This window comes from Saccharospirillum sp. ABV4_185 (assembly GCF_056159245.1).
On record NZ_JBSWUW010000001.1, the window covers coordinates 1,180,091 to 1,194,405 of the forward strand.

A 14,315-nucleotide genomic window follows, 5' to 3' on the forward strand; every position below is an offset into this window, starting at 1 on the left:
CGCCGTGCCTCTTTAACAGTCATAAAAACGGGTCAGAGTGAGGCTGCCGCCACGAATTGGCGTTATGGAGCAATCCTTGCCTTAGCAATCCCATGACCGCTGAGATTGCAGCCCCATGAGCCCCAGACCCCGCGCCACCGAACAATTTTTGCTGGCCGCCAAGCAGTCCGAAACGACCAGCCTGGCAGAGCTCGCCGATACCTGTGAAGTGGTCACCGGGGTCAGTGAATTAATCCACCAGCTACAGCGCGAACGGGGCTTGTCGAATGTCTATCTGGGCAGCCACGGGGAACGGCTGGCGACTCAACGCGACGAACAGATCGAGCGCAGCCGCCAACAGGAAACCGAACTGCGCAGCTTGCTGCAGCATCGTTATCTGGAATCGCGTCGTCACTCGCCGTCCACCCGCGTGCTGACGCGCACTGCCCTGGTGATGCAGGCGCTCGATGAAGTCGACACCCTGCGCCAACGCATCAACCAGCAACAAATCGACGCCCGGCTCAGCACTCAGGCGTTCAGTCGGTTAATGGCCGGTTTGCTCAGCATCGTCTTCGAAGCCGCCGACGGCGCCGGCGATCCCAGCACCACTCGCGCGCTGCTGGCGCTGTTCAACTTTATGCAGGGCAAGGAATACGCCGGTCAGGAACGCGCCTGGGCGGCCTTTGGCTTTACCACCAGCGAAGTCAACGACGACAGCCGCGAACGCCTCGCCGGCTTGCGCTTTGCTCAGCAACGCTGCTTCGATCAATTCCACAGCTTCGCCACCGCCGAACAACAATGGCAGTGGCAGTCGATCGAGAACGCCGAAGTGGTCGCTCACTTCAACAAACTGCGCGATGTCATCGATGCGCTGGGCGACGACGACAGCGTGCCGGCCGATCTCGGCGAAGTCTGGTACGACCTCGCCACCCAACGCATCGACCTGATGCACGAACTGGAACGCGACCTGGCGAACTATCTGCTCAGCCTCAGCCAGGCGCAGTTAAGCCGCGCCAAACAACAACTGCGCGACCATGAATACCAACTGCTGTCAGTACTGTCCGACAGCCAGGAAAGCTACGCCGAACCGCCGTCATTGCTGCTCGATCTGGACGCGCCGCTGGTACCGGCCGGGCTCGCCGGCTATAACCCCAGCAGCTCGGAACCGGCCATCGGCCGCACACTTTACGACTTACTCAAAGCCCAGGCTGAGCACCTGCGCCAGGTCAGTGATGAACTCTGTGAAACCCGCGAAGCGCTGAACGAACGCAAGCTGCTCGAACGCGCCAAGGCGCTGCTGATGAAGAACTTAAAACTGAGCGAAGACGACGCCTACCACCGCATCCAAAAACGCGCCATGGATTCACACATGCGCGTGGCGGAAGTCTGTGAATTGCTGATCGAAGCTGCAGAAAACGCCGGCGGTGCGGCACAATAACCTCATCCGCCCACGGCTTACTTCAGGATTCAAAAATGCCCGACCTAAAACCCCAAGCCAGCCTCGCCGCCTTGCAGCAATACGTGCACGAACTGGAATTCGAACGCGGCTTCGCGCAACAAAACGCGCGCGATAAATGCTTATTGCTGGGCGAGGAAGTGGGCGAACTCTTTAAAGCCGTACGCCAGGCCGAAGGCATGCCTATGGATGTAAACGCCACGAGCGGATATATCGCCGACGAGTTGGCCGATGTGCTGATTTATCTGTGCTCCATCGCCAATCGTTATGAGGTGAATCTGGAAGACGCCTTTCGCGCCAAGGAAACCAAAAACAAAGCGCGCCGCTGGGCCTGAAACCCAGGGCGCGTTTTTCATCGGCTCAGGCCACGCCACCGTTGGCGCGCACCACCTGACCATTAATCCAACGGCCATCCGGCCCGGCCAGAAACGACACCACCCCGGAAATATCGTCCGGCTCGCCCAGACGTTCCAGCGGCGGCAACTTGCTCAGCCGTTCCACCAGTTCATCGCTCTTGCCTTTAAAGAACAGCTCGGTCGCCACTGCGCCCGGTGCCACCGCGTTCACGGTAATGTTGCGGCCGCGCAGTTCGTTGGCGAACACCTTCACCAGGCCTTCAACGCCCGCTTTAGAGGCAATGTAAGGCCCGTAATTCGGGTAGTTCAACGCCAGCACCGACGATGACACCGCGATAAAACGACCCCCTTCGGGCAGGTGTTCCTTGCCGTAGGCCATCATCAAAAAAGTGCCGTCGAGGTTGGTGGCAATATGTTTGCGATAGTCGGCAAAACTGGCCGGTTCGATGGCGTGCATACCCAGAATGCCGGCCATATTGACCACCACATCGACCCGACCAAAGGCATCGACGGTCTGAGCATAAAGCGATTGCACCGCCGCTTCGTCGCTAACGTCCGCCTGCACCGCCACGGCAATGCCGCCGGCGGTTTCGATGTCGGCCACCGTTTCATCGGCAGCCGCCTGGTTGCCAGCGTAGTTAACGATCACACTAAAACCATCGCGTGCCAGCCGCAGCGCTACCGCCTTGCCGATACCACGAGAACCACCGGTAACGATGGCGACTTGAGAAGAGGTTGTCATAAGAATCTCCGTCGGTGGGTGAATGACGGTTGCCAGTATCGTTATTGACGATGCTTGGATAATTACCGATATTCTGGTTTAACTATTCAGAAATTATAAACAATGGATCGACTCGACGCCTTTCAACTGTTCTGCCGCATCGTCGAACTGGGCAGTTTCACCCAGGCCGCCGAAGCACTGAGTATACCGCGCGCCACCGCCACCCAGGCGATCAAAGATCTGGAAGCCCGGCTCGGTGCCCGGCTGCTGGAACGCACCACCCGTCAGGTCAAAGCCACGCCCGATGGCGAGCAGTTTTATCAACGCTGCCTGGGCATATTGGCGGAACTGGAAGAAGCCGAAGCCGCACTGAACCAAACCCGAACCAACCCCAGCGGACTGTTGCGTATTGATCTGCACGGTACGCACGCGGCCAATATTGTATTGCCCAATATCGACGACTTTCATCGCCGTTACCCGGACATAGAACTGCAACTCAGTTGTGGTGACCGCCTGGTCGATCTGGTCGCCGAAGGCATCGACTGCGTGATCCGTTCCGGCCAGCCGCGTGATTCGTCCTTGGTGATCAAACGGCTGGCGCTTATCCCCGAAAGCATGTGCGCCAGCCCGCTGTATTTGCAGCGCCATGGCACGCCCAAGCATCCGGATGAGCTGCAACATCACCAGGCGGTGGGCTTTTTCTCGCGCGGTTACGATTCAACCTATCCGTTCGAATGCACCGTGAATGGTGAGGTCAAAACCTACGATCTGCCCGCCTGGATCACCGTCAACGACGCCCGCGCCTATTTGGCGGCCGCGCTCAGCGGCTGCGGCCTGATCCAGGTGCCGCGACTGGACACACAAAAACACCTCGACAGCGGCGAACTGGTGGAAGTCCTGGCCGACTATCCCAGCCCCGGCATTCCGATCTCGGTGCTGTATCCGTCACAACGGCATCTGCCGCCCCGGGTGCGGGTGTTTATTGATTGGGCGGCCGCGTTATACGCCCGGCAATTTGGACGGCTGGCTTAAACAGCGGGCAACACGGATGCGCAGAGAATCCGCCGGCGAAGCGGTGTTGGGACGGAAGCATTATCGAAATAAGGTGATCAAACACTGGCCTGACCGCGACTGGAACAAACACTCGAACGTCTGACTCCAGATCACAGCCGCTCATCCGCATAAACCAAAAACCCGGCACTGCGAGGCAGGGCCGGGTGGGTTTTGCAGGGATAGGTTTAGCTGGGGTTAACCACGCAGCTCAGTAGAGGTAGACCGCACCGGAGTTAGGCATAGTGTCGTCGGCCAGAGGGTCAAAGCCCTCAGGCAAGTCGTCGCCGTCCAAGCCACCCACGCCTTGGCCTTTGCTGCCTTCATCTTTCGCGCCCACCGCCAGGGTTTGGCCGTCACCACTGAGGGATAGGGCCTTGCCGAAAAGATCAAACTTTCCGGTATTGGACGCCTTAAGATAGCTTTCAAACTGCCAGCTTCCGTCTGGCTGGACGACATAGCTATAGGCGGCACCGCTAACGTATGCCGTATCATCCTCGCCGTTGCCACTCAGGCCGGTGGCGTTGCTCTTCTCCCCAATCGCCCCCACGACCAACCGCTGGCCATCGGCGCTGAGGCTGACGGAGTAGCCGAAGTAGTTATTCGTGTGGGGATGGTTGGCCTTAATATAAGCCTGCGGTTCCCAGCTGTTATTGCCATCCTTGCTGAACGTATAGACCGCACCTGAAAAAAGTACTTGGCCATCGTCGGTTGTCGGTGCGAGGTGATGGACTCCTGGAACCGAGTTGCTTTCACCATCTGCGCCCACCGCCAACACCGTACCGTCCCCGTTTAGGCTGACGGAAATGCCGAATTCTTCGCCCCAGAGGCTATTGCTCGCCTTGATGAGGGCCTGCTGTGTCCAAGCGCCTTTGTCGTCTGCGCCAAACAGATAGACCAAGCCTATCCCCCACGCACCCACCGCCACCAAGGTACCGGCATCGTCCAGACTCACGGAGCCACCAAACAGATCACTAGGTTCAGCATTGCTCGCGAAGAGGCGGGCCTGCTGCGTCCAGTCGGTTAATAGAGGGGTTTCGTCATCAGGCACGAAAATGAAGGCGTAGCCAAGTTCAGTGGCACTTCCAGATACACCTACACCGTATGCTCCCACGGCCAGCACCGTGCCGTCATTATTCAGGCTGACGGAATAGCCGAAGCTGAGATAATCATTGCCATCGCCCGTGACGACGGTTTGTTCCTCCCAAACCCCCTCGCTGTTCGGGCTGAAAAGATAAACGGCACCGTTATTACTGTTTTTTCCATACGCCCCGACCGCCAACACATCGCCCGTATCGTTCAGGCTGACGGAGATGCCGAATTTGTCATCTTTCGCCGCATCGTCGGCCTTAATAAGTTTCGGCCCTTGCCAGTTTCCTTGCGCGTCCTGGCTGAACAGATAGACAGCGCCGGAGTTAGACTTCGTCTCGTCATCGCCATCTTCATAGGGCGCCCCAACCGCCAGCACCGTGCCGTCCTGGTTCAGGCTGACGGAGGTGCCAAATTGGTCAGACTTCCCCGTATTACTCGCCTTCAGGTAGCCGATGCTCTTAACCAGATGGTTAAGCTCGGGATTGCCATCGATCATCACAGCCTGGCCAACGGTGCAGCCATTGGCATTGCAACTGCTCAGCAAATACTGCGCATGGGCGCGCGCATAGAGCGGGACTTTCAGGCGGTACTCGTGGGTGTCGGCGGGAAGTTCAACCAACATCGTCCAACCTTGGGTGCCGGCTTTGCCATCTGGGTCTTCACGGAGTTGGTAGTGGGTGGCGCCTGCAACCGCCGGCCAACTGAAGTGAAAGGTTTTGATGTCGTCCAACCTAAGACTGAGTTCAGCGGCGGCAGGCCCAGTGGGTTTAGTAGAGTCGGAATCGCAGCCACTCAGCACGAAAACGAACAGCAGGGCGCTGACTATTTTGGGTGGGGTGAGATGCTTCATAACGTGCCTCCGTGCAGGGTTGAAAGGGCCCGGCCAGAGAGTGGCCAGAGGGGTATTCAGAGGCTCTGTTATACAGCACGGTCGTTGTATTTAGGGTTTGAATAAACGTGTTATTTTTCAGGAAAATCGGCTAAATCGTTTGAAAAAACGCAAATAGTTGGTTTTGGTTGAATCATGACGCAAACGCCGATTAGGCGGCCGCGTTATCCGCCCAGGCTGGCTTAAAAATGGTGCTCCGCGATATCCGCAACGACTGGCTCGAAAACCTGGGCATCGACGCCGCAGAACTCGGCGATCTGGCCAAGAAACTGCGCACACTCTCAACGCTTTACGACCAGGCCGCCAGCGCCGCTGTAAAAAAACCCGGCGCTGCGAGGCAGGGCCGGGTTGATTTTGCAGGGATAGGTTTGCTGCGGTTAACCACGCAACTCAGTAGAGGTAGACCGCGCCGGACTCACCCATAGAGTTATCGACCAGTGGGTCAAAGTCCTCGGGCAGATCGTCGCCGTCCAAGCCACCCACGCCTTGGCCTTTGCTGTCTTCACCAATCGCGCCCACCGCCAGGGTTTGGCCATCACCACTGAGGGACAGGGCAATGCCGAAGCTATCATCGTCATCTCCGTCAGCGTCTTCAGTATTGGACGCCTTAAGATAGCTTTCAAACTGCCAGGTTCCGTCTGGCTTGACGACGTAGCTATAGACAGCGCCTCTCGGGAACGCATTTTCCTTGTCGTTGCCATTCAGGCCGGTGGCGGTGCTGCGTTCCCAACCCGCTCCGACGGCCAGCCGCTGGCCATCGGCGCTGAGGCTGACGGAGGTGCCGAATTTGTCCCGCTCGCCGGTATTGCTCGCCTTGATATAAGCCTGCTGTTCCCAGGTATCACCTTGCGGGCCGAATAGATAGACCGCACCGGAAGCAGTCGCCTTGTCATTATTATTGCTATCATCGCTTTCCGCTGTTGGCTGATCGCTACCGACCAATATTTCTTCAACCGAGCTGTCTTCAAGGTATGCGCCCACCGCCAACACCGTACCGTCCCCATTCAGGCTGACGGAATGGCCAAACTCGTCGCCCTCGCCGGTATTGCTGGCCTTGATGTAGGCCTGCTGTGTCCAGGTGATCGGGTTATTCGTGTCGGCTTCGTCCTTGCCAAACAGATAGACCGCGCCTGTATTAGTCGCACCGTTATTATTGTTAACATCGCCATCCGCTTTTGGCTGAAAATTGTTACCGCCCAATACGCCTGTAGCCAAGCTGTCTTCATACGGCGCACCCACCGCCACCAAGGTACCGGCATCGTTCAGACTCACGGAATAGCCGAATAGATCACTAAATTCAGCATTGCTCGCGGAGAGGCGAGCCTGTTGCTTCCAGTCCGTGGGGTCAGAGGTCTCGTCATCGGGTACGAAAATGAAGGCGTAGCCAGTACCAGTGGCACTTCCAGATTGACCGTCAGCTCCCACCGCCAGCACCGTGCCGTCTTTATTCAGGCTGACGGAGCTGCCGAATCGGCCATAATCGTCATCGACCGTGACAACGGTTTGTTCCTTCCAAACCCCCTCGCTGTTCGGGCTGAAAAGATAGACGGCACCGTTATTGTTATTTTTTTTATACGCTCCAACCGCCAACACATCGCCCGCATCGTTCAGGCTGACGGAGGCGCCGAATTTGTCATCTTTCGCCGCATCGTCGGCCTTAATAAGTTTCGGCCCTTTCCAGTTTCCTTGCGCATCCTGGCTGAGCAGATAGACAGCGCCGGAGTTAGACTTCGTACCGTCATCGCCATCTTCATAGGGCGCTCCAACCGCCAGCACCGTGCCGTCCTGGTTCAGGCTGACGGAGGTGCCAAATTGGTCAGACTTCCCCGTATTACTCGCCTTCAGGTAGCCGATGCTCTTAACCAGATGGTTAAGCTCGGGATTGCCATCAATCATCACAGCCTGGCCGTCGGTGCAGCCATTGGCGTTACAACTGCTCAGCAGATATTGCGCATGAGCGCGGGCATAGAGCGGGACTTTCAGGCGGTACTCGTGGGTGTCGGCGGGAAGCTCGGTCAACATCGTATAACCTTTGGTGCCGGCTGTGCCATCCGGGTCTTCGCTGAGCTGGTAGTGCGGTAGTGCGTGGCACCTTCAACAACCGGCCAACTGAAGTGAAAGGTCTTTATGCCGTCCAACTTAAGACTGAGTTCAGCGGCCGCAGGCGGATCTGTGGGATCTGTGGGATCTGTGGGATCTGTGGGATCTGTGGGACCAGTGGGACCAGTGGGACCAGTCGAGTCAGAGTTGCAGCCACTCAGCACGATGGCGAACAGCAGGGCGCTGATTATTTTGGGTGGGGTGAGGTGCTTCATAACGTGCCTCCGTGCAGGGTTGAAAGGGCCCGGCCAGAGAGTGGCCAGTGGGTTATTCAGAGGCTCTGTTATAAAGCACGGTCGTTGTATTTAGGGTTTGAATAAACGTGTTATTTTTCAGGAAAATCGGCTAAATCGTTTGAAAAATCGCAAATAGTTGGTTTTGGTGAGCGAGTGAAGCTGACGTCGACCGGCGCGGGTTATCAATCAGTGTCATGCGATTTTTGTAGACTCCACTTCCGAACCGGCAAGACGCGCAAAAAAAACCCGGCCGGGGCCGGGAAAACCATTGCATGGAGAGCTAAGGAGCACTTCTTGACAAGGGCTATGGCCATTGCGCTGCGAAGTGCGTCGGGGTGCCGCATCACTTGTGGCAGAACGTTTTAGCTCGCGCAGAGCCCTCACGGGAGTTGTTCCGAGGCTCCGCCCTAACCCTTCACCGCACCTTGCAGCAACGCCGAGACAAACTGGCGCTGGAAGATCAAAAACAAAATAACGGTGGGCGCCAAAATGATCAGCGAACCGGCGCAGAGCAGCGGCACATCAGTTCCCCACTGGCCTTGGAAGGCACCCAGGGCACCGGCGACGGTGCGCTTGGTTGGGTCTTGTACTAAGACCACCGGCAGCAGGAATTGGTTCCAGGTCCACAAGAACAGCAGAATCGACAGCGACATGATCGACGGCCGCGCCAGCGGCATCTGCACTTTCCAGAACTCGCGCCAGCTATCGGCGCCATCGAGTTGCGCGGCTTCGCTCAAATCTTTGGGCACGCCGATAAAGTGCGCGCGCATCCAATAGACCGAGAACGGCATGTACAAACCAAGCAGCGGCAAAATAATCGCGAAGCGGGTATTGAGCAGACCGAGCGCCCGCACTTCGTAATAGAGCGGGGTGATGATGGATTCGAACGGCAGCGTCAAACCCAGCACGAACACCAAGTACAGCCATTTGCGTCGCCCGGTCACCAGCTTCGACAAACCAAAGCCCGCCAGGCACGCCATGATCACCGCCAGCGGCACCACGCCAGCCACAATCAACAGGCTGGAGAGCATCATCTGCCCCATATTGGCCACTTCGAACGCCCGCACGAAGTTGCCCCACTGCGGGTCCGACGGCCACGACAAACCCACCGGGTAAGAACCCGACGGTGCCAGCGCCGCCGACAACATGCTCAGGAACGGCAGCAGGGTAATGGCCATCAACAAGACGATCAGGCCACGGCCGATCCACGGATTACGTAACCAGTGATTCATGATTTCTCCCGCGTCAGCCATTGCACCGGCAGGATGCAAATCAGTACCAGCACCATCAGTACCACTCCGAGTGCCGACGCCAAACCGACTTCGCGGTGAGCAAAGGCCAGGCGATAAATCTCCAGGCCCGGCACCGTAGTTTCAATGCCTGGGCCACCGCCGGTGGAGACGTACACCACATCGAAACTCGACAAGGCCTGGATGATGGTAACGGTGATGCAGACACCAATTTCCGGGCGCAAACTCGGCAGCGTGACGTGACGGAATTCCTGCCAGGGTGTGGCGCCATCGAGCTTGGCGGCTTCATACAAGGCCGGATCGATCTTGGCGATGCCGGTGACCAGCAACAACAGACACAACCCCAACAATACCCAGGTGCCGATCAAACCGACCGCGGGCAGGGCGTAGTCGAAATCGCCGAGCCAACCGCGGGTCCAGCTTTCCAGACCGATCAGGTTAAGGAACTGGTTCACCACGCCGTCGAAGTCGTACATCCAGCTCCAGGCAATGCCTGCCGCCACCAGCGGAATCACCTGCGGAATAAACAGAATGACGCGCGTGACGGTGCCGAAACGGCCGGACATCTGGTTGCGAATCGCCGAGGCAATCAGCAAACCCAGCACCACGGGAACGGCCGTGAAGTAGATGATCAGTTGGAAGGCGTTGCCGATGATCTGCAGCAGATCGCTGTCGGTCATCACTTCCCAATAATTCGACAGGCCGGCAAAGCTGGCCTGGCCAATGCCATCCCAATTGAGCAGCGAGTAGTACACCGAGATCGCCATCGGCAGCAGCACAAAGGCGGCGTAGACGGCGAACGCCGGTAACACAAACCACCAGGCGGCGGCGATGCGGCGTTTCACCGCAACCGGTTCGCGCACCTGGGGTTTTTGGACAGTCTCAGTGACGGTCATGAATCACATCCAATTAACGACGAGGCTCAGCGCGACAGCTGCTTCTCGTATTCTTCTTGCACCGCTTCGAGCAGACCTTCGGCATCCTGACGTCCACCGACCATTTTCTGCAGTTCCGGTGTCCAGGCCGCCGCGAAAATCGCGCCGGTGGCATTGGCCGTGAAGTCCATGGCGCCGTTATTGGCGGCAATCACCTGGCTGGCAGCCAAAGTCGAGGCAATTAAGGAGTTCGGATCGACTTCCGGCAACGGCAGGTCAGCCGGGCCACCGGGGTTGGAACCGCCGACTTCGACGTTGATGCGACGCGCGGTTTCATTGGTAGCGACCCAGTTCAGGAAGAAGGCGGCGCAATCCGGGTTGTTGGAATTCGCACCAATGCCGAAGGTGAGCGGCGATGACATGGTGGCGTAACGACCGCCTTCCTCACGCGGTGGCATCAGGAAGAAACCGACTTTGTCGCCCATCTGCTGTTGCAGGTTGGCCGATTCCCAGTCGCCATTGAACATCAACAAACCCTGGCCCTGAGTGAAGCGGCTCATCATGTTGAAGTAGTCGATGGAGTTGGCGTTGCGCGGGAAGTAACCGGCTTCAATCCACTGCTGCAAATGCTCAGTAGCGGCCAGATTTTCCGGGGTGTCGATGGTCGCGCCTTCCTGCTGGAAGATCCACTCGTTGATCGGCTCCGGATCGCCATAAGAACCCATCAGGTTCTGCAGCGGGAAGTTGATGCCGGCGGTGTCTTTGTTCCACTGCATGATCGGCTGCATATCAGCGGCCTTGGCGCGCGCCAGCAGATCATCGAGTTCGGCCAGCGTTTTTGGCACGTCGGTCATGCCCAGTTGTGCGGCCAGTTCTTTGTTGTAGAACACGCCGGTGGTGCTGTAGTTCAGACCCAACGCATAGAGCGAGCCGATACCGCGCGGACGGCCGCTTTCGTGCAACCGCAATTGCACCAGTTGCGAGGCCGGGAAGCTGTCCCAACCGAACTCATCGAAGTACGGATCCAGGTTTTGCAGCAGATCGTTGGCCACCAGATCGCTGATGCTGGGCAGACGAATCAAGTCCGGCGCGTTGTCTTGCGACAGCAGACGCGGGCTGTTTTCCATCAGGTTGGCGAACTGATCTTCACGAATGTCGAAGCTGACATTCGGGTATTGGTTGCTGAATTCCTCCGCCAATCGCGATGGCAGCGGGAAGCCGGTTTCAAAATAGGCTTTCAGGGTGACTGGCTCGGCGCCACAACTTAATGCAGCAAAACTCGGAGCAGTCAGGGTGGCGGCGCAGGCCAGCAGCGACAAGCGCAAGGCCTTGGATGTTGTTTTTATCATGACGACCTCCTCAAGGGCGTCCGTCCAGCGGTATTACTGAACGGATCTTGCTAAAAGGTTTTAGCATATCATCGGTGACCGGGCTTAGCCTGTAAAGCGAACCCGGCTCTTCTTACACTGTAAGCGGCATCACACCGCCCTCTTTGGTGCGCTCAGAACATCTCCTTGAGCGCCTGGATGATACGGGTAGCGCGCGGGTCGCCCTCGCCGTACATCCAGTTGGTCACAAAGGCAAAGCCGAGACGACGCTCGGGGTCGGCAAAGGTCACCTGACCGCCGGCACCGTCGTGACCAAAACTGGCTGAACTCAGATAACGACGCACTTCTGAATCCAGCTGAAAACCCTTACCCCAGGCCGGATAAGGACCCGGCGCCGGGTAAATTTGCGGGCCCTGACTCATCACTTCAGTAGCGACTTTCAAAGTATCGTCTTGCAGCAAACGCACGCCCTTGGTGGGCGTCACCACGGCCGACCAGATCGATGCCAATGCCTGGGCGGTAGCAATGCCACCGGCGCCCGGCGCTTCGACCGCTTGCAGACGCGGGTCGTTAAAGCCTTCCGTATCGGTGACCAGCGCAGCGGGCAAGGCGTCACCCAAGGTCATAGCGCGATATGGCCAGTAGGGCTGTTCCGGGCTGTCTTTAGCGGCTTCGGCATCCCACAGATCGTAGAGCGCCTGGCTGCAACCGATGTGCGCGACGCGGTCTTGTTTATCCGCTGGCAAACCCACCCAGAGATCGGCATTCAGCGGCTGCGCCAAGCGCTGCTGCACCAGTTCACGCACGCTAAGACCACTGGCGCGGCGCAGAATTTCACCGACCAGCCAACCATGGGTAATAGCGTGATAAGCATGGCCGCTGCCCGGTGGCCACAGCGGCTCTTGCTCAGCCAAGGCATTGACCGGCTTGGACCAATCGAGCAGGTCTTCAAACGACCATGGCTGGCGCGGCGCACTAAGGCCCGCGCGGTGTGACAGCGCCTCGGCAACGGTAATGTTGGCTTTGCCATGAGCGGCGAATTCGGGCCAGTAATGGGCGACTTTTTGCAGGTAGTCGAGCTTGCCTTCCTGCACCAGTTGAGCGGCGATAATGGCCATCAAACCTTTAGTGCAGCTAAACACCACGGTGGCGGTTTCATCGGTCCAGGGCTTGTGCTGACGCGGGTCGGCTGAACCGCCGTGCAGATGCACCACTTCCTCACCGTCCTGCCAAATACTGAGCGCCGCGCCCCAGCCATCGGTTTCCTCGAAACCAGCGCGAAAGGCGTCGCGCACGGCCTCGAAGCCCGGCTGAATGTGGCCCACTACCTCTGTGCCCATGCTGTGTCCTCAATGATGATTCTAAAGGGTCGGCGAGCGTTGGTTTTTGTAGGGCTCGACGAACCGGATGGCACAAAGATAAAACGATTTAGCACATTGTCAAGGCTGCGCGAATTTCATCTTTCAGGGTATGCTCTGCGACCAGACACCCAGCACGGATTTTATTTTGAGCAAGAAAAAGCGCGTAACGCTCGCCGATGTGGCCCGACTGGCGGGCTTATCGACCTCGGCCGCCTCGATGATTCTGACCGGCCGCCCCGACACCCGCCTGTCGCCCGAAGCCCATGCCCGGGTTCACGAAGCAGCCGCCACCTTGGGCTACCGACCCAACGCCGCCGCCCGCGCCTTGCGTACCGATAAAACACAAACCCTGGCGTTTATTTCCGACCACATCGCCACGACGCGCTTCGCCAGCGGTTTGATTCGCGGCGCCCTGGCCGAATCGGAAGCTGCTAAACAGGTGATGCTGGTGCTGGAAACGCACGGCGACCCGGCTCTGGAAACCCGGGCGATCGACGAAGCCATCGACCGCCAGGTAGACGGCATCATCTTCGCCGCCATGCGCTCACGCGAAGTCTTCTTGCCGGAAATCTCGGCCAACATACCGATGGTGATGCTCAACGGCACCAGCAAGCAGTGCGCCACCGCCATCCTGCCGGACGAATTCAACGGCGGGCGCGAAGCGGTGCGACTGCTGGCAGAAGCCGGTTTCAGCGAGGGCTTGGTATTGGTCGGCCACAACGCCGATGTGGAAGAAGGCTTATTCCGTTCCGAAACCGTGATCCGCCGACTCGATGGCATCCGCACCGAAATGGCCGAACGAGGCCTGCATTTTGAGGATGAGTTAAGCAGCTGGAACTGGGAACCGGAAAACGGCTATAAGCTGGTGAAGAAATACCTAAAACACGAAAAACCCAAAGCGCTGATCTGTCTGAACGACCGTCTCGCTTTCGGTGCGTACCAGGCACTCGCCGAAGCCGGCCTGAACATCCCCGAAGACATCTCCATCGTCTCCTTCGACAACGACGAACTGGCGTCTTACTTACGACCGGGTCTGACCACCATCGCCCTGCCGCATGAAACCATGGGACGCGAAGCGGTGCGGATGTTGTTGGATGCGAAAGCGGATGCGGGGATTCAATTGGTGGCGATGGAAGCGGTGGTGCGGGGGTCGGTGCGGGCCGAATAAGACTAACGCTCATTCCGCCACAAGTTAATCAGTTCGATGATGGCGAAAATCCTTAGACTCGGATTAGCATCAGACCGTCGGCTTGCAGGCGAAAATAGAACGGCCAGAAGAAAACGGAGTCTTAGCGATGTCACAAAATATTGGGCTGTGCGACCTTTCTGGCCGTTGGTACGAAGGCACCCACAGCGCCGGTGTACCAATCTTAACGCCCATTAGCCTGTTGCCTATCGAATTTGTCGGCGTTGAGATTGCAACTTGGTAGCCTAACAAACCTAACAACTTAGTTTTCCGGGAAGACCTGTTTGATCCCATCAAACTCAGATATTGATGGGCAAGATGGCGGCCTTTGATTCGTGAGCTTGCGCCCTGGATATCGCCGGCCGCCAACAAAATGATCGCTTTTTTGCCCTTCAAAAAAACCGGTGCATTGGGCCCGCTAGTGGCTTTCGATTAT

12 protein-coding genes are annotated in these 14,315 nt (G+C 57.8%); 4 read left to right on the forward strand and 8 right to left on the reverse strand.

The genetic code is table 11. The annotated features are described in order from the left end of the window. The first annotated feature begins 115 nt into the window (after positions 1-115). Complete coding sequence (locus ACXAE6_RS05385) at positions 116-1,417, forward strand: nitrate- and nitrite sensing domain-containing protein (RefSeq protein ID WP_475145451.1); 1,302 nt, start codon at positions 116-118, stop codon at positions 1,415-1,417. Between the two features lie 35 nt (positions 1,418-1,452). Further along, positions 1,453-1,770, forward strand: a complete 318-nt coding sequence (locus ACXAE6_RS05390; RefSeq protein ID WP_475145456.1) for a MazG nucleotide pyrophosphohydrolase domain-containing protein — start codon at positions 1,453-1,455, stop codon at positions 1,768-1,770. A gap of 25 nt (positions 1,771-1,795) precedes the next feature. Here the strand turns inward: ACXAE6_RS05390 and ACXAE6_RS05395 are convergent, their stop codons facing one another. Beyond that, a complete protein-coding gene (locus ACXAE6_RS05395; protein ID WP_475145458.1) occupies positions 1,796-2,533 on the reverse strand; it encodes an SDR family oxidoreductase in 738 nt (245 codons plus the stop codon). Positions 2,534-2,635: 102 nt separating this feature from the next. Between ACXAE6_RS05395 and ACXAE6_RS05400 the strand changes: the two genes are divergently transcribed. Continuing rightward, a complete protein-coding gene (locus ACXAE6_RS05400) occupies positions 2,636-3,544 on the forward strand; it encodes a LysR family transcriptional regulator (RefSeq protein WP_475145461.1) in 909 nt (302 codons plus the stop codon). A gap of 229 nt (positions 3,545-3,773) precedes the next feature. On the opposite strand, the gene ACXAE6_RS05405 is transcribed toward ACXAE6_RS05400, so the two are convergent. The 7 genes from ACXAE6_RS05405 to ACXAE6_RS05435 all read right to left on the reverse strand — a co-directional run bounded on the left by ACXAE6_RS05405 (position 3,774) and on the right by ACXAE6_RS05435 (position 12,672). Further along, entirely contained in the window at positions 3,774-5,504 is a 1,731-nt protein-coding gene (locus ACXAE6_RS05405; RefSeq protein ID WP_475145463.1) for a hypothetical protein, read from the reverse strand. Positions 5,505-5,933: 429 nt separating this feature from the next. Further along, complete coding sequence (locus ACXAE6_RS05410) at positions 5,934-7,565, reverse strand: FG-GAP repeat protein (protein WP_475145465.1); 1,632 nt, start codon at positions 7,563-7,565, stop codon at positions 5,934-5,936. Further along, positions 7,559-7,858, reverse strand: a complete 300-nt coding sequence (locus ACXAE6_RS05415) for a WxL domain-containing protein (RefSeq protein WP_475145466.1) — start codon at positions 7,856-7,858, stop codon at positions 7,559-7,561. Before ACXAE6_RS05415 ends, ACXAE6_RS05410 begins: the two co-directional genes overlap by 7 nt. Before the next feature lie 428 nt (positions 7,859-8,286). Then, on the reverse strand, positions 8,287-9,111 hold the full coding sequence (locus ACXAE6_RS05420) for a carbohydrate ABC transporter permease (RefSeq protein WP_475145469.1): 825 nt from the start codon (positions 9,109-9,111) through the stop codon (positions 8,287-8,289). Then, on the reverse strand, positions 9,108-10,025 hold the full coding sequence (locus ACXAE6_RS05425; protein ID WP_475145474.1) for a carbohydrate ABC transporter permease: 918 nt from the start codon (positions 10,023-10,025) through the stop codon (positions 9,108-9,110). Before ACXAE6_RS05425 ends, ACXAE6_RS05420 begins: the two co-directional genes overlap by 4 nt. Positions 10,026-10,051: 26 nt before the next feature. Continuing rightward, positions 10,052-11,353 carry an ABC transporter substrate-binding protein gene (locus tag ACXAE6_RS05430; protein WP_475145476.1) on the reverse strand — a complete coding sequence of 434 codons (1,302 nt, stop codon included), beginning with the start codon at positions 11,351-11,353 and terminating at the stop codon, positions 10,052-10,054. 152 nt (positions 11,354-11,505) lie between these two features. Beyond that, positions 11,506-12,672 (reverse strand): serine hydrolase domain-containing protein, encoded by a 1,167-nt coding sequence (locus tag ACXAE6_RS05435; RefSeq protein WP_475145478.1) that lies wholly within the window; start codon positions 12,670-12,672, stop codon positions 11,506-11,508. Between the two features lie 166 nt (positions 12,673-12,838). On the opposite strand from ACXAE6_RS05435, the gene ACXAE6_RS05440 reads away from it, so the two are divergent. Next, positions 12,839-13,861, forward strand: a complete 1,023-nt coding sequence (locus ACXAE6_RS05440) for a LacI family DNA-binding transcriptional regulator (RefSeq protein ID WP_475145481.1) — start codon at positions 12,839-12,841, stop codon at positions 13,859-13,861. Positions 13,862-14,315 lie beyond the last annotated feature (454 nt).